General features: G+C 64.8%; 23 protein-coding genes and 1 tRNA gene. 19 read left to right on the top strand and 5 right to left on the bottom strand.

The window, feature by feature from the left end:
- Positions 1 to 4 precede the first annotated feature (4 nt).
- Complete coding sequence (locus H0X91_RS04760) at positions 5 to 760, top strand: 4'-phosphopantetheinyl transferase family protein (protein WP_112751376.1); 756 nt, start codon at positions 5 to 7, stop codon at positions 758 to 760.
- Between the two features lie 21 nt (positions 761 to 781).
- Here the strand turns inward: H0X91_RS04760 and H0X91_RS04755 are convergent, their stop codons facing one another.
- Positions 782 to 1,702, bottom strand: a complete 921-nt coding sequence (locus tag H0X91_RS04755; protein WP_006497794.1) for a glutamate/aspartate ABC transporter substrate-binding protein — start codon at positions 1,700 to 1,702, stop codon at positions 782 to 784.
- A 213-nt stretch (positions 1,703 to 1,915) separates the two neighbouring features.
- Here H0X91_RS04755 and hutH point away from each other — a divergent pair, with 213 nt between their 5' ends.
- From hutH to H0X91_RS04670, 17 genes are all read left to right on the top strand, one after another.
- Positions 1,916 to 3,439, top strand: a complete 1,524-nt coding sequence (gene hutH, locus H0X91_RS04750) for a histidine ammonia-lyase (protein WP_034201538.1) — start codon at positions 1,916 to 1,918, stop codon at positions 3,437 to 3,439.
- A gap of 4 nt (positions 3,440 to 3,443) precedes the next feature.
- Positions 3,444 to 4,139, top strand: coding sequence for a histidine utilization repressor (hutC, locus tag H0X91_RS04745; protein ID WP_006488107.1), 696 nt, complete (start codon positions 3,444 to 3,446; stop codon positions 4,137 to 4,139).
- A 39-nt stretch (positions 4,140 to 4,178) separates the two neighbouring features.
- Positions 4,179 to 5,867: a urocanate hydratase gene (hutU, locus tag H0X91_RS04740; protein WP_006488101.1), complete on the top strand. Its 1,689-nt coding sequence runs from the start codon at positions 4,179 to 4,181 to the stop codon at positions 5,865 to 5,867.
- A gap of 2 nt (positions 5,868 to 5,869) precedes the next feature.
- On the top strand, positions 5,870 to 6,481 hold the full coding sequence (locus H0X91_RS04735) for a HutD/Ves family protein (RefSeq protein WP_006488093.1): 612 nt from the start codon (positions 5,870 to 5,872) through the stop codon (positions 6,479 to 6,481).
- Positions 6,482 to 6,485: 4 nt separating this feature from the next.
- On the top strand, positions 6,486 to 7,709 hold the full coding sequence (hutI, locus tag H0X91_RS04730) for an imidazolonepropionase (protein ID WP_006488078.1): 1,224 nt from the start codon (positions 6,486 to 6,488) through the stop codon (positions 7,707 to 7,709).
- A 196-nt stretch (positions 7,710 to 7,905) separates the two neighbouring features.
- Positions 7,906 to 9,282 (top strand): formimidoylglutamate deiminase, encoded by a 1,377-nt coding sequence (locus H0X91_RS04725; RefSeq protein WP_060211736.1) that lies wholly within the window; start codon positions 7,906 to 7,908, stop codon positions 9,280 to 9,282.
- 59 nt (positions 9,283 to 9,341) lie between these two features.
- Positions 9,342 to 10,139, top strand: coding sequence for an N-formylglutamate deformylase (gene hutG, locus H0X91_RS04720; RefSeq protein WP_196432849.1), 798 nt, complete (start codon positions 9,342 to 9,344; stop codon positions 10,137 to 10,139).
- Between the two features lie 727 nt (positions 10,140 to 10,866).
- The gene (locus H0X91_RS04715; RefSeq protein WP_109341509.1) at positions 10,867 to 11,673 is read left to right on the top strand and encodes a gamma-glutamyl-gamma-aminobutyrate hydrolase family protein; all 807 of its coding nucleotides are present in this window, start codon (positions 10,867 to 10,869) and stop codon (positions 11,671 to 11,673) included.
- Positions 11,674 to 11,685: 12 nt separating this feature from the next.
- Positions 11,686 to 13,023, top strand: coding sequence for a glutamine synthetase family protein (locus H0X91_RS04710; RefSeq protein ID WP_006497799.1), 1,338 nt, complete (start codon positions 11,686 to 11,688; stop codon positions 13,021 to 13,023).
- 28 nt (positions 13,024 to 13,051) lie between these two features.
- Positions 13,052 to 14,446, top strand: a complete 1,395-nt coding sequence (locus tag H0X91_RS04705) for an aspartate aminotransferase family protein (RefSeq protein WP_058901622.1) — start codon at positions 13,052 to 13,054, stop codon at positions 14,444 to 14,446.
- Between the two features lie 435 nt (positions 14,447 to 14,881).
- Positions 14,882 to 15,541, top strand: coding sequence for a sigma factor-like helix-turn-helix DNA-binding protein (locus H0X91_RS04700; RefSeq protein ID WP_196432848.1), 660 nt, complete (start codon positions 14,882 to 14,884; stop codon positions 15,539 to 15,541).
- 147 nt (positions 15,542 to 15,688) lie between these two features.
- Positions 15,689 to 15,892, top strand: coding sequence for a helix-turn-helix transcriptional regulator (locus H0X91_RS04695; protein WP_060248747.1), 204 nt, complete (start codon positions 15,689 to 15,691; stop codon positions 15,890 to 15,892).
- Positions 15,893 to 15,896: 4 nt separating this feature from the next.
- Positions 15,897 to 16,220, top strand: a complete 324-nt coding sequence (locus tag H0X91_RS04690; RefSeq protein ID WP_196432847.1) for a hypothetical protein — start codon at positions 15,897 to 15,899, stop codon at positions 16,218 to 16,220.
- A complete protein-coding gene (locus H0X91_RS04685; RefSeq protein ID WP_196432859.1) occupies positions 16,220 to 16,399 on the top strand; it encodes a hypothetical protein in 180 nt (59 codons plus the stop codon). The genes H0X91_RS04690 and H0X91_RS04685 overlap by 1 nt, the downstream gene beginning before the upstream one ends.
- Positions 16,399 to 17,559: a helicase RepA family protein gene (locus tag H0X91_RS04680; RefSeq protein WP_230877887.1), complete on the top strand. Its 1,161-nt coding sequence runs from the start codon at positions 16,399 to 16,401 to the stop codon at positions 17,557 to 17,559. The genes H0X91_RS04685 and H0X91_RS04680 overlap by 1 nt, the downstream gene beginning before the upstream one ends.
- A gap of 298 nt (positions 17,560 to 17,857) precedes the next feature.
- Positions 17,858 to 18,289 carry a single-stranded DNA-binding protein gene (locus H0X91_RS04675; RefSeq protein ID WP_196432845.1) on the top strand — a complete coding sequence of 144 codons (432 nt, stop codon included), beginning with the start codon at positions 17,858 to 17,860 and terminating at the stop codon, positions 18,287 to 18,289.
- Positions 18,290 to 18,347: 58 nt separating this feature from the next.
- Positions 18,348 to 19,043, top strand: a complete 696-nt coding sequence (locus H0X91_RS04670) for a hypothetical protein (RefSeq protein WP_196432844.1) — start codon at positions 18,348 to 18,350, stop codon at positions 19,041 to 19,043.
- A 99-nt stretch (positions 19,044 to 19,142) separates the two neighbouring features.
- Here H0X91_RS04670 and H0X91_RS04665 read toward each other — a convergent pair whose 3' ends face one another.
- Positions 19,143 to 20,882: an AAA family ATPase gene (locus H0X91_RS04665; RefSeq protein WP_196432843.1), complete on the bottom strand. Its 1,740-nt coding sequence runs from the start codon at positions 20,880 to 20,882 to the stop codon at positions 19,143 to 19,145.
- 499 nt (positions 20,883 to 21,381) lie between these two features.
- Here H0X91_RS04665 and H0X91_RS04660 point away from each other — a divergent pair, with 499 nt between their 5' ends.
- Positions 21,382 to 21,819 (top strand): hypothetical protein, encoded by a 438-nt coding sequence (locus tag H0X91_RS04660; RefSeq protein WP_196432842.1) that lies wholly within the window; start codon positions 21,382 to 21,384, stop codon positions 21,817 to 21,819.
- A 67-nt stretch (positions 21,820 to 21,886) separates the two neighbouring features.
- On the opposite strand, the gene H0X91_RS04655 is transcribed toward H0X91_RS04660, so the two are convergent.
- From H0X91_RS04655 to H0X91_RS04645, 3 genes are all read right to left on the bottom strand, one after another.
- The gene (locus H0X91_RS04655; protein ID WP_196432841.1) at positions 21,887 to 23,131 is read right to left on the bottom strand and encodes a tyrosine-type recombinase/integrase; all 1,245 of its coding nucleotides are present in this window, start codon (positions 23,129 to 23,131) and stop codon (positions 21,887 to 21,889) included.
- A 173-nt stretch (positions 23,132 to 23,304) separates the two neighbouring features.
- A tRNA-Val gene (locus H0X91_RS04650) sits at positions 23,305 to 23,379 on the bottom strand.
- 98 nt (positions 23,380 to 23,477) lie between these two features.
- A complete protein-coding gene (locus H0X91_RS04645; protein WP_006488085.1) occupies positions 23,478 to 24,380 on the bottom strand; it encodes a LysR family transcriptional regulator in 903 nt (300 codons plus the stop codon).
- Between the last annotated feature and the right edge of the window lie 142 nt (positions 24,381 to 24,522).

Below are 24,522 nucleotides of genomic sequence, written 5' to 3'. Positions count from 1 at the left end.
GCCGATGTCCATTCCGTCCGATTCCGCGTCTCCCGTTGAAGCGCCCCGCGCATGGCGCGTGCACGCACTCGACGTGCCGCCCGCCGCGGCGCGCGCCGGCGTGCGGGTCGCGCGCGTCGATTTCGACTGGCGCGTACCGCTCGCGTCGCCCGCGTATGCGGCGCTGAGCGGCGACGAGCGCGCACGCGCCGCGCGCTTCCTGCGGCACGAGGATGCGGTACGCAGCGCCGCGACGCGCGCCGCACTGCGCGACGTGCTCGGCGCGGCGCTCGGCATCGCACCACGAGCGGTCGCGATCGTCGTCGACGCATCGGGGCGGCCGTCGCTGGACCGCGCGCATCGCGCGTCGCTCGACTTCAACGTATCGCACGCAGGCGATCATGCGCTGATCGCGTGGGCGCCGGCAGGCCGAGTCGGCGTCGATATCGAGGGCTGCAATCGCGCGGCCGACTGGCGCGCGCTGACGCGCGAAGTGTGCGCCCCCGCGGAGGTCGCGTATCTCGACAGCCTGCCGGGCGGCACGCGCGAGCGCGAATTCATGCGGGTGTGGTCCGCGAAGGAGGCGCTGCTCAAGGCGCTCGGCACCGGCATCGTCGGCGGGCTGCGCGCGTTCGCGGTCGTGCCGCCGCGCGACGCCACGACGCCCGCGACGACGATCGTCGAGCCGGCCGCGCCTGCTGCCGGCGTCGCGGCGTTCGACGCGGCGTGGCTCGACGCGGCGCCCGACTACGCGGCATGCGTCGCGTGGACGCGCGCGTAAGCCGGAGTCGACGCGCGGCGCTTACTCGAGCGGCGCGTCGTTCGGCGCCGCATAGCGCGCCTTGATCACGTCGCTCATCGGGAAGTCGAACGACAGCCCCTTCGGCGGCACCGGCTTCATGAACCATTTGTCGTACAGCGCGTCGATCTCGCCGCTTTTCATCAACTGCACGAGCACGCCGTCGACGAGCGCCTTGAACTGCGGATCGTCCTTGCGCAGCATGAACCCGTAGGCTTCCGACGATTGCGGCGTGCCGACGAGCCGCCAGTCGGCCGGTTTCGCGGCGAGCTGGCGCACGCCCGCGAGCAGCACGTCGTCCATCATGTACGCGGCCGCGCGGCCCGATTCGAGCGTCAGGCGCCCTTCGCCGTAGTCCTTCGCGCTGATGATCTGCATGTTCATCTTCTTTTCCTCGTTCATCTTGCGCAGCAGGCGTTCGGACGTCGTGCCCTGGTTCGTCACGACCGTCTTGCCGGCCAGATCGGGGAAGTCGCGGATGCCCGACGTGGTGCGCGTGAGCAGGCGCGTCGTCGCGACGAAGAAGGTGGTCGAGAACGCGACCTGCGCATGGCGTGCGGCGAGGTTGGTCGTCACGCCGCATTCGAGATCGACGGTGCCGTTCTGCACGAGCGGAATGCGGTTCTGCGACGTGACCGGAATGAAGCGCACCTGCAGGTCGGGCTTGCCGGTGCGCGCCTTCACCGCGGCGATCACGCGCTCGCACAGGTCCTGCGAGAAGCCGATGACCTTGCCGCCCGCATCGACGTAGGAGAACGGCACCGACGTTTCGCGATGACCGATCGAAATCAGGTTGGCCTGCCGGATCTTCTCGAGCGTGCCGGACAGCGGTTCCGCGGCGACGGATGCGCCGCACGCGAGCACGCATGCGGCGACGAGCAGGGAGCGGCCGAGGCGGGCGGCGAATCGGGACGGGAAGGGCATGACGGTCTCCGGGGCGAGTGGTGATCCGTATGTTGCCAAAAACAAAATAATTGCAACACATGTTAAGCCCCGTGCGTCGCCGGCCGGCCGGGCGGGCCGCGCCGGACATCAGGGAAACTCCCGAGTCGAATTCGGTGAAAAACGGGTTGTCTAGACAAGTTGACGTGGCTACACTTCAATCCATTCCGAACTTGTCTAGACAGGATTGCTCACATGATTACGTTGACCCCCGGCCATCTGACCCTCCCGCAACTGCGCCAGATCTCACGCGAATCCGTGCAACTGAAGCTCGATCCGGCGAGCTTCGCGAAGATCGACGCCGGCGCGAAGGCCGTCGCCGACATCGCCGCGAAGGGCGAGCCGGCCTACGGCATCAACACGGGCTTCGGCCGCCTGGCCAGCACCCACATCCCGCACGACCAGCTCGAACTGCTGCAGAAGAACCTCGTGCTGTCGCACGCGGTCGGCGTCGGCGAGCCGATGGCGCGTTCGTCGGTGCGCCTGCTGATGGCGCTGAAGCTGTCGAGCCTCGGCCGCGGCCACTCGGGCATCCGTCGTGAAGTAATGGACGCGCTGATCACGCTGTTCAACGCCGACGTGCTGCCGCTGATCCCGGTGAAGGGCTCGGTCGGCGCGTCGGGCGACCTCGCGCCGCTCGCGCACATGTCGGCCGTGCTGCTGGGCGTCGGCGAAGTGTTCATCCGCGGCGAACGGGCGAGCGCGCTCGACGGCCTGCGCGTCGCGGGCCTCGCGCCGCTGACGCTGCAGGCGAAGGAAGGCCTGGCGCTCCTGAACGGCACGCAGGCATCGACCGCGCTGGCGCTCGACAACATGTTCGCGATCGAAGACCTGTACCGCACCGCGCTCGTCGCCGGTGCGCTGTCGGTCGACGCGGCAGCCGGCTCGGTGAAGCCGTTCGACGCACGCATCCATGAACTGCGCGGCCATCAAGGCCAGATCGACGCGGCCGCGTCGTACCGCGAACTGCTCGAAGGCTCGCCGATCAACCAGTCGCACCGCGACTGCGACAAGGTGCAGGACCCGTACAGCCTGCGCTGCCAGCCGCAGGTGATGGGCGCGTGCCTGGACCAGATGCGCCATGCGGCCGACGTGCTGCTGGTCGAAGCGAATGCCGTGTCGGACAACCCGCTGATCTTCCCGGACACCGGCGAAGTGCTGTCGGGCGGCAACTTCCACGCGGAGCCCGTCGCGTTCGCGGCCGACAACCTCGCGCTCGCCGCATCGGAAATCGGTGCGCTGGCCGAACGCCGCATCGCGCTGCTGATCGACGCGACGCTGTCGGGCCTGCCCCCGTTCCTCGTGAAGGACGGCGGCGTGAACTCCGGCTTCATGATCGCGCACGTGACGGCAGCCGCGCTCGCATCGGAAAACAAGACGCTTGCGCACCCGGCGTCGGTCGACTCGCTGCCGACCTCGGCGAACCAGGAAGACCACGTGTCGATGGCGACGTTCGCCGCGCGCAAGCTCGCCGACATCGCGGACAACACGAAGCACATCCTCGCGATCGAACTGCTGGCTGCCGCGCAGGGCGTCGACCTGCGCGCGCCGTACCACACGAGCCCGAAGCTCGCGCCGGTGATGGAGACGATCCGCAGCCAGGTCGCGCACTACGAACTCGACCACTATTTCGCACCGGACATCGCGGTGATCGCGAAGCTGGTCGGCGAGCGCGCGTTCGCGAAGGTCGCGCCGTTCTCGTTCGCATCGGAACAGTAAGCCGATGAGTGCGCCGGTCTACCAGGAGATCAAGGATTTCATCCTGGCCCGCATCCATGCCGGCGAGTGGGAGGAGGGCGACCAGGTGCCGTCCGAGAACGAGCTGGCGCGCGAGTTCAAGGTGGCGCGCATGACCGTCAACCGCGCGCTGCGCGAGTTGACGGCCGAGCAGGTGCTCACGCGCATGAAGGGCGCGGGCACCTACGTCGCGCGGCCGAAGTACGAGTCGACGCTGGTCGCGATCCGCAGCATCTCCGAGGAAGTCGGCGCGCGTGGGCATGCGTACCGCGCCAGCGTGCTCGGGCTCGACACGATCCGCGCCGACGATGCCCTCGCCGACGAGATGCAGGTGGCCGTGCGCACCAAGCTGTTTCATTCGCAGGTGCTGCACTTCGAGAACGACGAGCCGGTGCAGCTCGAAGAACGATGGGTGAATCCGGCGGTCGCGCCGGATTACGCCGAGCAGGATTTCACGAACACGACGCCGAACCTGTACCTGATGCGCGCGGCGCCGCTGCAGCGCGTCGAGTACCGGATCGAAGCGGCGGCCCCGGCGCCGGAGCGGCGCGAGCAGCTGCGGATGGACGACGTCGAGCCGTGTCTGGTTTTACATCGGCGCACCTGGTCGCAGGGCGTCGTCGCCTCGGTGGCGAATCTGTGGCATCCCGGCAGCCGTTATCGCTTCACCGGGCATTTCTGATTCCTATTTGATAGTCATTTTCCTTCGGGAGCAGTCGTCATGAACCATCCGAAACACATCGATCCCCGTCTCGATCCGACGCGCACGATCCGCGCGCCGCGCGGCAGCGAGAAGACCTGCAAGACCTGGCTGGCCGAAGCGGCCTACCGGATGATCCAGAACAACCTCGACCCGGAGGTCGCCGAGCATCCGCATGCGCTCGTCGTGTACGGCGGCATCGGGCGTGCTGCGCGCAACTGGGAATGCTACGACCAGATCCTCGCGTCGCTGAAGGATCTCGAGGAAAACGAAACGCTGCTGATCCAGTCGGGCAAGCCGGTCGGCGTGTTCCGCACCCACAAGGATGCGCCGCGCGTGCTGCTCGCGAACTCGAACCTGGTGCCGCACTGGGCGAACTGGGATCACTTCCACGAGCTCGACCGCAAGGGCCTGATGATGTACGGCCAGATGACGGCCGGCAGCTGGATCTACATCGGCAGCCAGGGCATCGTGCAGGGCACCTATGAAACCTTCTTCTCGGTCGCGAACCAGCACTTCAACGGCGATCCGTCGGGCCGCTGGATCCTGACGGGCGGCCTGGGCGGGATGGGCGGCGCGCAGCCGCTCGCCGCGACGATGGCCGGCTTCTCGATGATCGCGGTCGAATGCGACGAGACGCGCATCGACTTCCGCCTGAAGACCCGCTACGTCGACAAGAAGGCGACGACGCTCGACGAAGCGCTCGCCATGATCGACGAAGCGAAGCGCACCGGCAAGCCGGTGTCGATCGGCCTGCTCGGCAACGCGGCCGACGTGTTCCCGGAACTCGTCAAGCGCGGCATCACGCCGGACTGCGTGACCGACCAGACGAGCGCGCACGACCCGATCAACGGCTACCTGCCGCAAGGCTGGACCGTCGCGCAATGGCGCGAAGCGCAGAAGGTCGATCCGCAGAGCATCGTGAAGGTTGCGAAGCAGTCGATGGCCGTCCAGGTGCGCGCGATGCTGGCGCTGCAGGAACGCGGCGCGGCGACGCTCGACTACGGCAACAACATCCGCCAGATGGCGCTGGAAATGGGCGTCGAGAACGCGTTCGACTTCCCGGGCTTCGTGCCGGCGTACATCCGCCCACTGTTCTGCGAAGGCAAGGGCCCGTTCCGCTGGGTCGCGCTGTCCGGCGATCCGGAAGACATCTACAAGACCGACCAGAAGGTGAAGGAGCTGATCCCCGACGATCCGCACCTGCACAACTGGCTCGACATGGCGCGTGAGCGCATCGCGTTCCAGGGCCTGCCGGCGCGGATCTGCTGGGTCGGCGTGAAGGATCGCTACCGCCTCGGCCAGGCGTTCAACGAGATGGTGAAGAACGGCGAACTGAAGGCGCCGATCGTGATCGGCCGCGATCACCTCGACACCGGTTCGGTCGCGAGCCCGAACCGCGAGACGGAATCGATGAAGGACGGTTCGGACGCCGTCAGCGACTGGCCGTTGCTGAACGCGCTGCTGAATACCGCGGGCGGTGCATCGTGGGTGTCGCTGCACCATGGCGGCGGCGTCGGAATGGGCTTCTCGCAGCACTCGGGCGTCGTGATCGTCGCCGATGGCACCGCCGACGCGCACGAGCGTCTCGGCCGCGTGCTGCTGAACGATCCGGCCACGGGCGTGATGCGCCATGCGGATGCCGGCTACGAACTCGCGCAGCAGACGGCTCGCGAAGCCGGCCTGAAGCTGCCGATGCTCGGCCGCTGAGCATGACGGCGCTCGACCAGGCGCCGCTGCACGCAACGATGATCCGCGCGGCGGATCTCGTTGCGTCGCCGTGGAAGAACGGCGGCGGCGTGACGCGCGAGATCGGCGCGTTTCCGCCCGGCGCGGCACTCGATGCGTTCGCGTGGCGCGTGAGCGTCGCGGACGTCGGCACGGCCGGCCCGTTCTCGCGTTTCGACGGGATCGACCGCACGCTCGTGCTGCTGTCCGGCGCGGGCATGACGCTCGCCGAGGCGGGCGGCCCGCGGCACGTGCTCGACGCACCGCTGGCCCGTGCGGATTTCGCGGGCGAGACGGCGATCGACGCGACGCTGCACGACGGCGCGACGCGCGACTTCAACCTGATGACGCGCCGTTCGGCCGCGCGTGGCACGCTCGACGTGTGGCGCGCGGGGGCTCACCGCCTTGCGCCGGCCGATACCGTGCTGCTGTTTTGCGCGGCCGGTGCGGTGGGCGTCGACCTCGACGGCACGCACTACGCGCTGGAAGACATGGACACGTTGCGGCTCGACGGGCCGCGGCGTGCGTTTGACGTCGTCGTGAGCGGAGGCGGCGCGCTGCTCGCCGTCTCGCTTGCCGTCGGCGAACGAGACTGAACGCATGAAACCGACTGTCTGGCATCACCTGAGGCTGTGTCCGCACGGCCATCCCGACGAGACGATCGACGACGCGGCGATCGCCGTCGACGAAACCGGCACGATCGCGTGGCTCGGCGCGCTGTCCGCGCTGCCGCACGGTTATGCGCACTGGCGGCGCGAGGACCTGCACGGCGCGTGGGTGACGCCGGGCCTCGTCGACTGCCATACGCATCTCGTGTACGGCGGCACGCGTGCCGACGAGTTCGCGCAGCGCCTCGCGGGCGTCAGCTACGAGGAAATCGCGCGGCAGGGCGGCGGGATCGTGTCGACGGTGCGCGCGACGCGCGCGGCCGACGAGACGACGCTGTTCGTGCAGGCCGCCGCGCGCCTGCAGCCGCTGCTCGCCGAAGGCGTGACCGCGATCGAGATCAAGTCCGGCTACGGGCTCGACCTCGCGAGCGAGCGCAAGATGCTGCGCGTCGCGCGCCAGCTCGGCGAACGCTTCCCGGTCACCGTCCATACGACCTTCCTCGGCGCGCACGCATTGCCGCCCGAATATGCGGGGCGCGCGGATGCGTACATCGACGAAGTGTGCGACCGCATGCTGCCGACGCTGGCCGACGAAGGGCTCGTCGACGCGGTCGACGTGTTCTGCGAACGCATCGGCTTTTCGCTCGCGCAAACCGAGCGCGTGTTCGAGGCCGCGACGCGACGGGGGCTGCCGGTGAAGCTGCATGCGGAGCAACTGTCGAATGCGGGCGGGACGGCGCTCGCCGCGCGTTACCGCGCGCTGTCCGCCGATCACCTCGAATTTCTCGACGAAGCCGGCATCGAGGCGATGAAGGCGGCCGGCACGGTCGCCGTGCTGCTGCCCGGCGCGTACTACTTCATCCGCGAAACGCAACTGCCGCCGATCGAGCTGCTGCGCAAGCACGGCGTGCCGATCGCGCTCGCGACCGATCACAACCCGGGCACGTCGCCGCTCGAATCGCTGCTGCTGACGTTGAACATGGGCTGCACGCTGTTCCGCATGACGGTGCCCGAGGTGCTGCAGGGCGTCACGCGCCATGCGGCCGCGGCGCTCGGCCGCGCGGATCGCCACGGCGCGCTCGAGGTCGGTCGCCAGGCCGACTTCGCCGTCTGGTCGGTCGGCTCGCTGGCCGAGCTGGCGTACTGGATCGGCCGGCCGCTGTGCGAGCAGGTCGTACGCGGCGGCACGACCGTGTTTCGCCGGATGAACGGATAAGTTTGGCGACGGATCGGGCCGGGTCGTGACGGACCCGGTCCGGCCGACGTTTTGCATGGGACCGGACCCGGCGCAACGGCGCACTCCGGTCGATCGCCGCGAGGCAGGGGCAAGCGCGACGCGCTCGCGCCTGCCGGCCGCGGCACCGGACCGGACGAGACGCTGACGCGCCTGAACCGGTCGATAAGGACTCGCAATGACCGACACCCTGTTGTTCGCGGACCATGCCTACCTGCCCGATGGCTGGCGCCGCAACGTGCTGCTGCGCTGGGACGCGAGCGGCACGCTGACCGACGTCACGCCCGACACCGACGCGCCGGCAGGCGTCGCACGCGCGGCCGGGCCGGTGCTGCCCGGCATGCCGAACCTGCATTCGCACGCGTTCCAGCGCGCGATGGCGGGGCTCACCGAATACCGCGCGAATCCCGCCGACAGCTTCTGGAGCTGGCGCGACCTGATGTACCGCTTCGCGCTGAAGATCACGCCCGACGCGCTCGCGGCGATTGCACGCTGGCTGTATGTCGAGATGCTCAAGTGCGGCTACACGTCGGTGTGCGAATTCCACTACGTGCATCACGCGCAGGACGGCTCGCGCTATCCGCAGATCGCGGAGCTCGGCACGCGCGTGATCGATGCCGCGCGCTCGGCCGGCGTCGGCATCACGATGCTGCCCGTGTCGTACCAGTTCGCCGGCTTCGGCAACAAGCCGCCGCGCGACGACCAGCGCCGCTTCATCAACACGCCCGACGGCGTGCTCGAACTGCTCGATGCGATGCGTCGCGCGGCGCCCGAGCATGGCGGGCTGCGCTACGGCGTCGCGCCGCATTCGCTGCGCGCGGTATCCGAAAACGGGTTGCGTGCGCTGCTCGAAGGATTGCCCGACGATGCGCCGGTGCATATCCATATCGCCGAGCAGACGGCCGAAGTCGACGACTGCGTTCGCGCGTACGGCGCACGCCCCGTACAATGGCTGCTCGATCGCTTCGACGTCGATGCGCGCTGGTGTCTCGTGCACGCGACGCACGTCGACGCGGTTGAGACGGCGGCGCTCGCGAAGCGCCGCGCGGTCGCCGGGCTGTGCCTGACGACCGAAGCGAACCTCGGCGACGGCGTGTTCCCGGCCGTCGACTATCTCGCGCAAGGCGGCGTGATCGGCATCGGCTCGGACAGCCACGCGTCGGTCGACTGGCGCTCGGAGCTGCGCCTGCTCGAATACGGGCAGCGGCTCGTGCACCGCGCGCGCAACGTGCTGGCAAGCGACACGCAGGCGCACGTCGCCGATCGCCTGTTCGATGCGTCGCTCGCGGGCGGCGCGCAGGCGAGCGGGCGACGCATCGGCGCGCTGCGCGAAGGTTGTCGCGCCGACTGGCTCGTGCTCGATCCCGATCACCCGGCGATCGCCGAACACGGCAGCGCGGCATGGCTGTCGGGCATCGTGTTCGCCGAGCACGGCGAGACGCCGGTGCTCGACGTCTACACGGGCGGCGAGCGCGTCGTGAGCGGCCGCCGCCATCGCGACGAAGCCGCCGCGTATGCCGACTACCGCGCCGCGCTGGCGCAACTGCTGCGCTGACGCGCGGCAACCGGCGCACGCCGCATGCGTGCGCCGGCCGACTCTTACGGTGAGGCGACATGACTGAACAACCGGCTGTATTCACGCTGAAGCAGGGCACGTTGCCGCTGCTGATCTCGATTCCGCACGCAGGTACGCACATCCCCGACGACATCGCCGCGACGATGACGCCCGACGCGCGCTTCGTCGACGATTGCGACTGGCATCTCGAGCGGCTGTACGGGTTCGCGGCCGATCTCGGCGCGTCGATCCTCGTGCCGTCGCACGCGCGTTACGTCGTCGACCTGAACCGTCCGCCCGACAACGAGAACCTGTATCCGGGGCAGGACACGACGGGGCTCGTGCCGATCGATACGTTCGACAAGGCGCCGCTGTATCCGGCGAACGCGCTGCCCGGCAACGACGAGATCATGCGTCGCCGCGACCGCTACTGGGTGCCGTATCACGACGCGCTGCAACGCGAGATCGCGCGGCTGAAGGGCGAACACGGCCGCGTGCTCGTGTGGGAAGCGCATTCGATCCGCTCGCACGTGCCGCGTTTCTTCGACGGCCGCCTGCCGGACTTCAACTTCGGCACGTCGAGCGGCGCGAGTGCGGCGCCGGGCCTCGCGGAGGCACTGGCCGCGCGCGTGCTCGCGCACGGCGGCTATACGGCCGTCGCGAACGGGCGCTTCAAGGGCGGCTACATCACGCGACACTATGGCGTGCCCGATACCGGCGTCGAGGCCGTGCAACTCGAACTGTCGCAGATCACCTACATGGAAGAGACGCGTCCGTACGCGTACGACGAAGCGCGTGCAGCGCGGATCGCGCTGCTATTGCAGACGCTCGTCGAAACCGCACTCGCGCATCGTTGAGCACGGGCCGCGTCCATGCGGCGGCGCGGCGCGACGATGCGTGCCGCCCCGCCGGCACGTAGCAGGCAAGCCGATGCAACGCACAAAACGGCATCGATCCGCGCGATCGATGCCATTTTTTTCGTCTGATCGATATCGTCGTCCGCCCCCGAAAAGTTGACGCAATTTTTAGGTGATATAAGCTGAATGTCAGGAAGTCGTCACGCGCGCACCGGCGGCGAGGCCCTCGACGATGGCCGTGCTACGCCGAATCCGCTGCGAGACATCTTGCTGACGTGTCGCCACGCGGCATTGCGACACGTGTCCTGTCTCCATCAGTCAGTCGAGTACGATCGTGAAAGCCGCCAGCCCTTCGATACGCCGGACCCGAAGTCCGTCGGCGGGCGCGCCGCCTCAGGCCGGGCCGAACCGGCATGCTGATCGCGGCACGCGCGCCGCCCCGTTACGCGAGCCTCGCTTCTTCGCCATTTCTCATCGCGGCCCGCGCCGCTTCAATCTCGTGACCGCGCACCTGTGCAGCGCGGTGCAGTGCGACGGCAGCGCATCGTTGTTGCCCTAGCGTCCCTTTCCGCTTCCGTCCCGGGCCGTACCGCCTGTTGCCGCGGCATCCGCGCGGCAGGATCGTGCCTGCGCCTGCGCGGCGGGATGGCACGCGCGTGTGGCGTACCCGCGAACCCGCCTCGTTGCGCGCGCAAGCATGTCGCGCGCCATTACCGGAGAGACGCCGATGCGCGCACGACCGATCGTAGCCGTCACCGCCGACCGCATCCTGCGCGGCGCCCATCCAAACCACACGGCGGGCGAGAAGTACCTCGCCGCCGTCGTCGACGGCGCCGGTGCGCTGGCGTTCGTGCTGCCTGCGCTCGGCACGCGGCAGCCGGCCGACGCGATCGTCGCGGCAATCGACGGGCTGCTGTTGACCGGCAGCTATTCGAACGTCGAACCGCATCATTACGGCGGCGCCGCGAGCGCGCCCGACACGCTGCACGATCCGGCGCGCGATGCGACCGCGTTGCCGCTGATTCGCGCGGCGATCGACGCGGGCGTGCCGGTGCTCGCGATCTGCCGCGGCATGCAGGAGCTGAACGTCGCGTACGGCGGCACGCTGCATCAGCGGCTGCACGCGACGACCGGCTTCGACGATCATCGCGAACGGCCGGCCGATCCGCTCGAGCGGCAGTACGGTCCCGCGCACGTGGTGCAACTCGCGCCCGACGGTCTGCTGCAGCGGGTCGCGCGCGGTGCGCACGAGGCGACGGTCAACTCGCTGCACGACCAGGGCATCGCGCGTCTGGGCGCGGGGCTCGCCGTCGAAGCGAGCGCACCCGACGGGCTGATCGAGGCCGTCAGCGTGCGCGGCGCGCGTGCGTTCGCGCTGGGCGTGCAGTGGCATCCCGAATGGCGCTACGCAGAGCAGCCGCTGTCGCGCGACATCTTCGCGGCATTCGGCGCGGCGTGCCGCGCGCACATGACACATCGCATTCATGCGACCGGCGGCGCGATGCCGTCGCCGGCCGCATCCGACATCGACTGAACGAGGCCGATCATGCAACCCGAACTGAGCGAATTCCTGCGACAGCACCGCATCACCGAAGTCGAGGCCATCATTCCCGACATGGCCGGCATCGCGCGCGGCAAGATCATTCCACGCAACAAGTTCGAATCCGGCGAATCGATGCGCCTGCCGCAGGCCGTGATGGTGCAGACCGTCACCGGCGACTATCCGGAGGACGGCACGCTGACCGGCGTGACCGATCCCGACATGGTGTGCGTGCCCGATCCGTCGACGATCTGCCTGATCCCGTGGGCGGTCGACCCGACCGCGCAGGTGATCCACGACTGCGTGCACTTCGACGGCTCGCCGGTCGAGATCTCGCCGCGCTACGTGCTGCGCCGCGTGCTCGACCTGTACGAGGCGAAGGGCTGGAAGCCGGTCGTCGCGCCCGAGCTGGAGTTCTACCTGGTCGACATGAACGCCGATCCCGACCTGCCGCTGCGTCCGCCCGTCGGCCGCACCGGGCGGGCGGAAACCGGCCGCCAGTCGTATTCGATCGAGGCCGTCAACGAGTTCGATCCGCTGTTCGAGGACATCTACGAATACTGCGAAATGCAGGGCCTCGACATCGAGACGCTGATTCACGAAGTCGGCGCCGCGCAAATGGAGATCAACTTCGTGCACGGCGACGCGCTGCCGCTCGCCGACCAGGTGTTCCTGTTCAAGCGCACGGTGCGCGAGGCCGCGCTGCGTCACAACATGTACGCGACGTTCATGGCCAAGCCGATGGAAGGCGAACCGGGCTCCGCGATGCACATTCACCAGAGCCTGGCCGATGCGCGCACCGGGCGCAATTTGTTCGCCGACGAAGGCGGCGCCGTGTCGCCGCTGTTCCACAGCTACCTGGCGGGACTGCAGAAGTACACGCCGGCGCTGATGCCGATCTTCGCGCCGTACATCAATTCGTACCGCCGCCTGTCGCGCTTCATGGCCGCGCCGATCAACGTGCAGTGGGGCTACGACAACCGCACGGTGGGCTTTCGCATTCCGCAGTCGAGCCCCGTCGCGCGACGCATCGAGAACCGGATTCCGGGCGTCGACTGCAATCCGTATCTGGCATTCGCGGCAACGCTTGCCGCCGGCTATCTCGGCATGACGCAACAGCTTGCGCCGACCGAGCCGATCGCATCGGACGGCTACGACCTGCCGTATCAGCTGCCGCGCAATCTCGAGGAGGGCATCTCGCTGATGGCCGCATGCGAGCCGCTCGCCGGCATTCTCGGCGACAAGTTCGTGAAGGCCTACCTGGCGTTGAAGGAAACCGAATACGAAGCGTTCTTCCGCGTGATCAGCTCGTGGGAACGCAGGCACCTGCTGCTGCACGTGTAAGCGTGCGGCGCTGTTTGACGGAGAAAACATGACCGATCGAAACGAAGCTTTTTCGCCGCGCTCGACCGCCGATTTTCGCGCGCTCGACGCCGCGCACCACATCCATCCGTTCTCGGACATGGGCGCGCTCAATCGTGCCGGCAGCCGCGTGATCGTGAAGGCCGACGGCGTCTACCTGTGGGACTCGGACGGCAACAAGGTGATCGACGGGATGGCCGGCCTGTGGTGCGTGAACGTCGGTTACGGGCGCAAGGAACTCGCCGACGCCGCGTATCGCCAGATCCAGGAACTGCCGTTCTACAACACGTTCTTCAAGACCACGCACCCGCCGGTGATCGAACTTTCCGCGATGCTCGCGGAAGTGACGCCGGCCGGCTTCAACCACTTCTTCTATTGCAACAGCGGCTCGGAAGGCAACGACACCGTGCTGCGTCTCGTGCACCAGTACTGGCGCGTGCAGGGCAAGCCGCAGAAGAAATACGTGATCTCGCGCAAGAACGGCTATCACGGCTCGACGATCGCGGGCGGCACGCTCGGCGGGATGGGCTACATGCACGAGCAGATGCCGTCGAAGGTCGAGCACATCGTGCACATCGACCAGCCGTATTTCTTCGGCGAAGCGCAAGCCGGCGAGACGCCCGAAGCATTCGGCCTCGCGCGCGCGCAGCAGCTCGAAGCGAAGATTCTCGAACTCGGTGCGGAGAACGTCGCGGCCTTCATCGGCGAGCCGTTCCAGGGCGCGGGCGGCGTGATCTTCCCGCCGTCGACTTACTGGCCGGAAATCCAGCGGATCTGCCGCAAGTACGACATCCTGCTGGTCGCCGACGAAGTGATCGGCGGTTTCGGGCGCACCGGCGAATGGTTCGCGCACCAGCACTTCGGCTTCGAGCCGGACCTGATCACGATGGCCAAGGGCCTCACGTCGGGCTACGTGCCGATGGGCGCGGTCGGCATTCACGAACGCATCGCGCGCCCGATCATCGACAACGGCGAATTCAATCACGGCCTCACGTATTCGGGTCACCCGGTGGCAGCCGCCGTCGCGGTCGCGAACCTGAAGCTGCTGCGCGACGAGGGCATCGTCGAGCGCGTGAAGACCGACATCGGGCCGTATTTCCAGCGCCGGCTGCGCGACGCGCTGGGCGACCACCCGATCGTCGGGGAGATCGCGGGAGCCGGACTCGTCGCCGGCGTTCAGCTGGCGCGCGACCGGAGCCGGCGCGAGCGCTTCGGCGCGGACGTCGATATCGGCACGATCTGCCGTGACTTCTGCTTCAACGGCAACCTGATCATGCGCGCGACCGGCGACCGGATGCTGCTGTCGCCGCCGCTCGTGATTCGCGAGGCGGAGGTCGACGAGATCGTCGACAAGGCGAAGCGCGCGTTCGACGCGACGGCGGAGCGGGTGGGGCGCGCACGGTAGCCGGTAGCTGCGTGCGGACGTGGGCGGCGTATGACGCGGCGCCCGCGTCGCTCGGGGCACGCGCGACGCCAAAACGAAAAGGGCCTGCGTCGTGAGACGCAGGCCCTTGAATTCTTTGGTCGGTACTTCCCTGAAATTATCCTTTGGAATCCACGTCTGGTATGGCCGGTAGCGCTTAGCCAAATGGAATGTACCCCCAAAGATACCCCCGGATGGTGGCCGCTGTCCATTCGGCACAAGCGGTTTGCAGTTCTACTCCTCGTATGCTTCTCGTAGCTAGGCTTGCGGTAAGGCGAGTTGTCGAGTCGAACGTGCGATACGTCCCCGAACCCGGTAAATTGATCCTTGTCCCCGCCTAGCTCGACGGAGCGAAAGCCGGTCCCTTCACCGGCCCGGTGGGGGCCCACTGTGAAGGCCACGCAAGAAGGGCGTGAAATGACCAAGGAACGGGATTGGATAGGTCATCCGTCGGCGCAACGCCGGCAAAGGCTTGATGGCTCTTACGAGTACGCGGACCCGCAAAACCAAAGCCTTGCGATTATGCTTGGCGTGCGAGCGTTTCATCCGGACAGCGGGCTCGATCTTGATCGCTCCCTTTTTTCTGGCGCGAACTTGTGGGAAATCGACCGATTCGTTGAAGAACTAGAAGCGAACATGGCTCCCGATGCGGAAAAATTTCGGGCCGCGCTCAACGAAATCCGCATGTGTTTCAAGAACGACGATACGACGGGGAATGTCAGTACGAGCTTGGTATGGCGTTCGCTGCGCGCTCATGCAGAAATCATCAGTGTTGGGATGCGTGCGCGCGCGAAGGGCGGTAGTGACCAGTATGGACGCGACGTGAACCGATCCGGGGCCGCTGTCATGGGGCGGACACCGGGTGCAAAGTGGAGCAACGCGGACCTGATGCAACTTCTCGAACTGTCGAAGTTGCCGGAGATGACGCAACAGAAGCTCGCGGACAGGTACGGCGTGAGTCGTGCACGCATCGGGACGTTGCTCAAGGAAGCAAAGGCCAAACTCAGCACAAAACCTGTTTCCGCGTTTACCTACGGGGGTACTTCGAACGTCGGGCGCAAACGTCGCGTCGATTGAATAGCTGTTGCATTCGCTATTGCGCGAATTGTCCGGAAACCCGCGCCAACTAAGGCGCAAGGTGTTGCATATGTCGCCGTAGCTGTTGCCGTCAATAGCCTTGGCTCCATTCCCGGGTTGGCCGGGAGCGTTCTCATGGAGCCGAATATGGTGCACCAAATCCGACAGGCGCTCATTCGTCGCAAGCAAGTCGAGGTAGAGACCGGCCTGAGTCGCTCGACGATTTACGCCCGCATGAAGGCGGGCACCTTTCCGCAAAGCGTCCGGCTCGGCGCGCGTTCCGTTGCATGGCGGCGTGCCGATGTTGACGCGTGGATTGCCAATCCCGCAGGCTACCGCATCGAGGGCTGATGCGATGGAAAAGAAAAACGCCCGCCAACCGAAGCCGACGAGCGCCAAACGTCAAAGCGAGTTTATCGGAACCGCTAACCTCCGTCAGCTTCGCGCGCTGACCATGCTGCAACGCCGCCCGATGCCGCGCGAAGAATTGGACACCGTCGCAGGATGCAGCAACGGCCCGGACCTTATCGCGGGCCTGCGCGCAAAGGGGCTCGCCTTGCCCTGCGTGCGCGTTGCATGCATCGACGGTGATGGAAATGAAGTGCGGCGCGGCGTCTATCGCCTCACCACGTCGGACCGCCGTAAGGTCGCCCGTTGGCTGAACAAGCGGGGGGCGTAATGAGCGAAGCCGAAGCCATCAAAACTCGCATCAACAAGATGATTCAGGCCGAACGCGAACGATGCCGCCGGCGGATGGGTGATGCAGCGTGGGCGCAGCACGAGGCATGGGTTACGGAACACATTGTTGCCTCCGCAAAGGAATGGATTTTTGCTCAGTTGCGGGAGGGCCGCTTCTAATGGGCACCGACTATATCGGCGATACCGTGACCGACGACGCAATTCGGCGCTCGCGCGAGCAGCATGCCGCTGAAGTGGCTCGTGCGGACTTCCTCGTTAAGCGCTCTGCGCCTGTCGCAGCACAGTGCTACCGGCTCCAAACGGCAAATGACTTGATGAACGCACCGGCGCAGCGATGGCTCGTGCGAGGGGTGATTCCAGCGCAGGGGACAGTTGCGATGTATGGCCCGAGCGGGTCGGGTAAGTCGTTTCTCGTTCTTGACCTTTGCGCTGCTATCGCGGGCGGCGAAGATTGGTTCGGTTACCGCGTCACGCCGGCACCTGTTGTCTATATCGCCCTCGAAGGTGAAGCCGGCCTGAGCAAACGTGCGAGGGCGTGGAGCGCACGCAACCATCGCCCGCTTCCGGAAGGGTTGCACTTCGTTACGCAACCGTTCGACGTCCGCAACCTGGCGGATGTATCCGACCTGTTGGAAGCCGTCCAAGCCGGCGGCGGTGCGGGGTTGCTGGTAATCGATACGTTGAATCGCGCCGCGCCCGGTGCGGACGAGAATAGCTCGAAGGATATGGGCGAAATCATCGTGAAGCTCAAAATCCTGCAAGACAGTATCGGCGGCGCGGTTCTCGTCGTGCATCACACGGGGAAAGATGCGGCCAAGGGGCTGCGCGGGCATTCGTCGCTGTTCGCGGCGCTCGACGCCGCCCTCGAAGTGACGCGTATCGATAGCCGCCGAGAATGGACCGTCGCGAAATCGAAGGACGATGCCGACGGTGAGCGTTACGCGTTCTCGCTTCGTGTCGTTGACCTCGGCGACGATGAGGATGGCGAGCCGGTTACGTCGTGCGTCATTGAATCGGACGCCGCCGCATCCCCGAACCGGCAATGCAAGATGCCGACCGGCGGCGCGAAGATTGGCCTAGATGCGCTCGTCGAGGTTATCAGCGATAGAGGGCGCGTGATGGCGGGGTCGAGCAGCATCCCGTCCGGGGTGCGCGCGGTGGAGGAAAGCGAATGGCGGCGGCAATTCTATTTGCGCTACGGCAGCGACGACGACAAGGCCGATACCAAGCGTAAGGCATTCACCCGCGCGAAACGGGACTTGATCGCCGGGGAATTCGTGATGATGTCGGCACCGTTCGTTTGGAAAATCGGGAAATGACTGCGCAAACCCGGACATTCTCGCAACCGATGGCGATTCAATCGACCGGACATTGCGCGGACAAAATTCATTCGCTCATTTTCTACGGCCTGCTAGGCCGCAACCTCAAAGCCTTATTCCATAAGGGTTTGCCGGTTCGCGCCATGCCTACCCGGACAATTGTCCGGTTTTGTCCGGCGTTGTCCGCACCCAGACGGACGCGGACACACACCTATAGGTGTGTCCGCATGTCCGGTCCGGCGGCTCCGGATTCAACACGAAGCGTTCGGAACTTTGACTTTTACGACTGGAGGTCGTGATGATCGATGGCTTGGTTAGCGGGAAGCTGTACGGCAAGCCGGCAGAGCGCACGGGCGCGAACGGTCACTCGTTCGTGACGGCGAAGGTTCGCGCTGCTGCTGGCGACGGCGAAGCGCTGTTCGTGAATGTGATTGCGTTTTCGGACGGCGTGAAGGCCCGTCTGTTGGCGCTCGATGACGGCGATTCCATCGCACTTGCCGGTACGTTGACCCCGAAGGTTTGGACCGACCGAAGCGGCGACGCTAAACCGGCGCTCGACATGGTCGCGCACGCGGTGCTGACCGCTTACCACGTGAAGCGCAAGCGGGCCGCGATGCAAGTTTCGAACGACGGCGACGAACGCGGGAGCGGACGGCCGGCTATGGACGGTTCCGGACAAGCAACGGTCTTCTACGGCGGCGACAAGTCGGATATTCAGGACGATTTTTAGGCGCGGGGCAACCCGCATTGTGAAGGTGCTTTATTTCATTAAATAGGAGTGCAAAATCATGATGAAACGCCCCCTTTCCGAGCGCATGGAAATCCTCGATGCGCTCGTCGCCGATACCGGCCTTGCCGACGAACTCGCGGCGAAGCAACGAGCGAAGCTCGATGCGCGTCGCGCCGAACTGGCGCACGAACTCAAGTCGTTGCCAGACCGGAAACGCGAACGGGCCGCGTTGACCAATGAGGCCGAACGTGCGGCTGTTGCCTTCGCTGAGGCGAAAGCTACATGCTACGAAGCTGAAAAGTTGATGCTTGAAACGCGCGGTCGCCTCGCGGTTTGGACGATGGCCGGTAGCGGCGCGCGCGAACGCATCCTGACCGAACTCGAACGCACCGCGCCGCCCGAAGTCGGCGAGGCGTTGGACGATTTGTCGGACGCGGATGACCTTCTGCGCACCGCAGTTCGGACCGACGTATTCACGGAGAAGAACTGGCTAGGCGCTCGCGTCGACAACGTCACGACGAACATGCCCCAAATCAAAGCGGCCCGCGCGAAAATCGCTGAGGCGCAACGCGGCGTTCGCGCTCTTGTTCATGACGGTTCCATTGCAAGCGAGGAACTGGTATCGCGGGCGCGGATGCTCGTAGATGCGGCGCTGGAACCGCTGTTCGACTTCGTGTCGCGTCAGAAGTGGGAAACGCGCCGGTCGCGACCGCATAGCGACCTGTTGGCCGAAGTCGCAGGCTACGGGGACTAGGTGCAGACAGGCGGCGTGCATCGGCGGCGTTTGCCGTTGCTGCACGCCGCTTGCTGTTCAACACGCTATGCATTGCAGGGCACGCGGTCAAGCAAATTGCTATGCATCAACTGGAGCGGGGCCGACAGCATCCGCAGCAGCTACCTCCGCCTTGATAGCGGCGATTTTGTCGCGAAGCGGGGCATGAACGAGCGCTGCCGATGGGGTATCTGTCAAGCGCATCGGGTTGTGTCCCGCCTGTTGAATAGCTGTTAAGACGTGTGACAGAAGTCGCTTACCCTTGACATGCTCGAATTTCACACCCTCGACCAGCATATCCGTTGCAGATGGAACGCCGTTCATTTTCTTCAGTGCGGTGTCCTTGAGGCTAGTTCTTTTCTGTGCAAATTCAGCTGCAAATACCGCATTATTTGCCGCAATTACTGCAGCCAAGATTGCCTCAGCGTCGTCTTGAGAAATTCCATAGACGGCCGCAATGTGTTCGGCTTTTAAAAAGGTGTGTTCAATGTCCGTCAGTGGAGTAATAAAAGCCGTCGCTCGATCCGGAAGTTTTTTTGATTCTTGCTCCAACCACCAAGTTTTTTCCACGTCTGTCATACAATCACCATCACGATGCACTAAGACGTGGGTATTGTCTCCTTGTCTTGTGAAGTAGTCCGCGACAGGAACGGCCGCCGCCAAGTTGTTAACGCCATGTAGCGGCTGGAGAAAGTACTCATCTTCGTTTAATCCGTTTGCGCTAAGAAAAACTTTCAGCCTTGCGACTTTTGTATCCTCCGTTAGGACGACGATTCGTCTCTGGCCCGCGTGGAGAAGCTCAAAACTGTCTAGTGCGCCAAGGTCAAGGAGCACGGAGAGGTTACTCCTCTCTGCACCTTCCTGCTTTCCGCCTCCTTTGAGCCAAACTATCTGAGTCGCTTCATCCCGTGCAAGGGCGTCAAACATGTGACGACTGTGTGTAGCTAAAATTACCTTTGTTCTACCGACCTCGGCGATTTTCTGAAGGGTCAATGCAAGGAGCTTCTGATTCGAAGGATGCAAGTGAGCGTCCGGCTCGTCTAATAGTAAGAGCGCCGGGTCGTACGCCGTCACATAGGCCACTAACTGAATCGCTTGCAGCACCCCGGTGCCAACCATTTCGAGGGGCACCGTTCTGCCATCATGGTGAACCGAGATATCAATGTACAGATGGGCTTCCGGATCGAAAGCGGTAGAAATCGTCAGGCCGGGAAAGACGGACGCGATTACCTCATGGAAGCGGGTCAGCTTTTCGTCATTTTCACAAATTCGGTAAAGAACATTTCGAAGATAAACATTCGAGTCGCCTTGGGCGATCCCGTTTGCAACGATTGATGGCGTCCTCAACTCTTCGCGCAACGGCACTCCGGCCAGCCCGGGGACAAAGACAGAAAAAGGTTGGCTGCGGTTTGCGGCACGAAAGAAGAAGGTGCTTTCGTCTTCAAAGGTAATGGCGATGTTCGCGTTCTTCCCGCGACGCAACTTCAACTTAAACTGTTGATGCCCATCTGCACCGGCATCGGTATAGGTGAACGTGAATTCCGGTCCGGCCTTCGACGTAATCGGGCCGCCATGATTCAGTTTAATGAGATCGCCCGTTGGCTTGTAGATGAATTGATCAAAGCCGAGGGTATTCATCGGCTTTCCTCCGTCGGCTGACAGGCGCGCCGATTGCAGAACCGTAATGCCAAAATGGATAGCCTGAAGGAGAGAGGATTTTCCGGAGTTGTTCCCTCCGACCAACACGGTCATGGACGGTGTGAGAAGCTCTATTTTTTCTAGGCGCTTAAATCCAAGAACTTCTACGGCTTGTAATTCCATTTTTGCGCCCCCTTTTTGCCACGCTTGTAGTCCGGTAGAGGATTGTACCGTCGGAAGCGCGGCAACCGCTGAGATGTGACGCAATGGCACAGAGCTATAGGTGGCTTACGTCCCATGACCATGAAGGTCGGCTGATCGGCCCGGAGCCGTTGTTCGAATAGCCGCATGACGGTAATGGCCTGCGCCCGGAGCCGGCCGACTGCCTTATGCGGTCGGAGTGCGCGCCGGCGTTTTGCCTTGGCCTGACACGTGCGGGCCGTGCTGAAGGACTTTGCGGGGCGTCCACGGGGCCGTATGAGGATGGGTAGCGGGTAGCCAATCTCTAGCGCGACCGCGCCGGTGATCGTCGCGCAAGACGAATTTTTACCGCCGCGAAATTAAGCACGGGCGTGCTAAATCTGTAGTCGCCGACTGCGCCGGCCGGGCGGATACGCTGGAATGCGCAGTTTGTCGCTTAAACTTTCGGACAGGCGCGCGGGGGCGCATAAGGAGAGTCGCAATGAACGCCTTGCTGACCGGCGTCGTTACGGGTTGTTTGGCGATTGTAGGGGTCATCCTAACGTCGTATTTGACTCGGAAACGAGAGCATGACGCGGACTGGCGCAAAATGAAGTTGGAACACTATCGAGAGTACGTCGCGGCACTTTCCGGCGTAATCGAGGGTAGAAGCATCCCGGCGGCTGCCCATGAGCGGTATGCCGATGCGCTGAACGCGTTGGCGCTCGTCGCATCGGGCGAAGTTCTCGCGGCTTTATATGCGTACCAAGACGAAACAACCTATCGCAACGCGGACCGAAGCCGAGCGACGCACGACAGGCGGTTGAACGACTTGCTGCGCGCGATGCGGGACGATGTTCAACCGAACACGGGTAAGGGCGTTGAGCTGCCTCCGTTTCGTTTGATAGGTGTGCCGCCGCTTACCTATGCGGATGCATAGCGACGAGAGTTCGACCGAATCGACGGTACCTTCGCTTGGACGTAGGTGAGTAGTGAAAACCGACCGCTTACCGTGCCGATGCACTTATCGGGATAACTTCGGCACCCGCCTTGAGTCGGTCGAGATAGTCCGCCCATTTCTGCATCATTTCGCGACGCTGAGGAAGGAAGGTCGTTCGGTTGTACGCGCGTCCGAGCGGGTCTTTCACGGTATGGGACAGTTGTGATTCGATGACCTCGACCGCGACACCGAGCACTTCGACCATGATGGTACGCGCCATCGCTCGGAAGCCGTGGCCGGTGATTTCGGTGCGCGTATCGTAGCCGAGCCGGCGCAGCGCGGCGTTAATCGTTGCCTCGCTCATTGGTCGATTCCGGTCGCGTGCCCCGGGGAATACGTAACGACCGCCGCCGGTCAACGCGTGCAATTCGTGAAGGATGGCGACGGCCTGATCGGGTAGGGGCACGATATGCGCTCCACCGTCTATCTTGGCCGCCTTGTTGCGTTTCATGCGTGTGCCATCAATCTCCCACGTCGCGTTATCCAAGTCGATTTCCGACCATTCAGCGGCACGCAACTCGCCCGGGCGACGGAACAGCATCGGCGCGAGCTTGAGCGCGCAGTGAACCGGAAACGTACCGCCGAAAGCGTCGAACGCACGCAGCAACTCGCCGACCTTGCTGGGGTCCGTGATGGCTGCGAAATGCTTTTGTTGGATCGGCGGAAGTGCACCCCGAAGGTCGGCCGTTACGTCGCGCGTTGCGCGGCCGGTTGCGACGGCATATCGGAATACTTGGCCGCAGTTCTGTTTCGCCCGGTGGGCCGTGTCGAGCGTTCCGCGTGCTTCGATCCTGCGGATAACGTCGAACACCTCGGCCGGTTGAATTTCGGAGATAGGGCGCTTCCCGAGCCACGGGAACACGTCGTTTTCGAAGCGGGCGATGATCTTGCTCGAATGGCTTTTTGCCCATCCGGGCGAATGCTTGTTGAACCATTCGCGCGTAACGGCTTCGAAGCTCGTCGCGGCGGCGAGGCGGGCGGCGCGTTTGCCGGCCTTCTTCGCTTCGCCGGGATCGATACCGGCCGCTAGCTTCTCGCGGGCGTCATCGCGCTTCTTACGCGCCGCTTGTAGCGATACGTCTGGATAGACGCCGAACGCGAGCAACTTTTCCTTACCGGCGATTCGGTACTTGAACCGCCAGTAGCGCCGTCCTGCCGGCGTGACGAGTAGGAACAAACCGCCGCCGTCAAACAGCTTCTGCGGCTTGTCGCCGGCCCTAGCGTTCTTGATTGCGATGTCGGTGAGCGGCATGGGGGTATCTCCGAGCGGAGGCGCAGCATTTCGCGGCGCGTACCCCTAAAAATACCCCTACATACCCCCGGCTGCCGTTGGCGTTTTCCGGAATTCCCGGGAATGAAAAAACCCGCTAAGCCTTGCAGCTAAGCGGGTTTCAGGATGTTCCGAGAACACCCCGGAATATTCTTTGGTGGGCGGTACTGGGATCGAACCAGTGACCCCTGCCGTGTGAAGGCAGTGCTCTACCGCTGAGCTAACCGCCCAAAGAAGAATCAAATTATGTCAGAGATTTTGGGGCTCGTAAAGCCCTTTCTGCAAATTTTTTCAAATAGCCGCAAGCACCGGTTCGCGAGCCGCGCGCTCAGCCCGCGAGCGCGGGCAGCGCATCGATCGACGCGCGTACGTAGCCGGCAAAGCGCAGCGCCACCGGTTCGGCGGTGCCGCTGCGTTTCAGCGCGAGCGTGCGCGATTCGAGCGACGCATCCTTCAGCGGCAGGAACGCAAGCCGGTCGCTTTTCGCCTGCTGCAGCACGCGCGGCACCAGCGCGATGCCCATCCCGAATTCGATCATCGACAGGACCGTCTGCCACAGCCGCGCCTCGTGACGGATCAGCGGACTGAATCCCGCGTTCACGCACTGCGCGATGATCAGGTCGTGATAGTGCGGTGCGGCGTCGCGCGGAAACAGGATGAACGGTTCCGTCGCGAGCGTGGCGAGCGCGACCTGCCTGCGCCGCGCCAGTGGATGCGCGGCCGGCAGGCAGCACACGAACGGCTCCGCATAGACGGGCACCGATTCCACCTCGGGCGGGAAGTGGCCCCAGTGCGCATAGCCGAGATCGATCTGGCCACGCTGGATCGCCTGTACCTGCGCGTGCGTGTTCATCTCGCTCAGCACGACCTCGACGCCCGGATAGTCGGCCTCGAAGCGCCGCACGGCGTCGGGCAGCCCGCGATACAGCATCGAGTGGACGAAGCCGATCCGCAGCCGGCCCGCGAGCCCCGATGCGGAGCGCACCGTCAGGCGCTCGGCTTCGGCCGCCTGCAGCAGCAGCCGGCGCGCTTCGCCGAGCAGCACCTCGCCCGCGTTGGTCAGCGCGACCGTCTTGTTGGTGCGCGAGAACAGCTGCACGCCGAGCGCGTCCTCGAACTTGCGGATGTCGAAGCTCAGCGCCGGCTGCGAGATGAACAGGCGCTTCGCCGCGCGCCCGAAATGCAGCTCCTCGGCGACCGCCACGAAGTAGCGCAACTGCCTCAGTTCCATGGTGTCTCCTCCCGGCGTCGGCATCGATAAGCGATATCTATCGTACCGGACAAATCCTGTATTGGACGCTTATCGATCGCGCGCCTACGCTCTGCGGGAGGCTTGACGCAGGATCGGCCGGACGCCGCGGCGCGCGGCCCGG

The sequence above is a fragment of the Burkholderia sp. 9777_1386 genome, from assembly GCF_015712265.1.
GTDB lineage: Bacteria > Pseudomonadota > Gammaproteobacteria > Burkholderiales > Burkholderiaceae > Burkholderia > Burkholderia cenocepacia.
The sequence above is the reverse complement of the archived record's forward strand: the minus strand, read 5'-3'. Positions and strand labels throughout refer to the sequence as shown.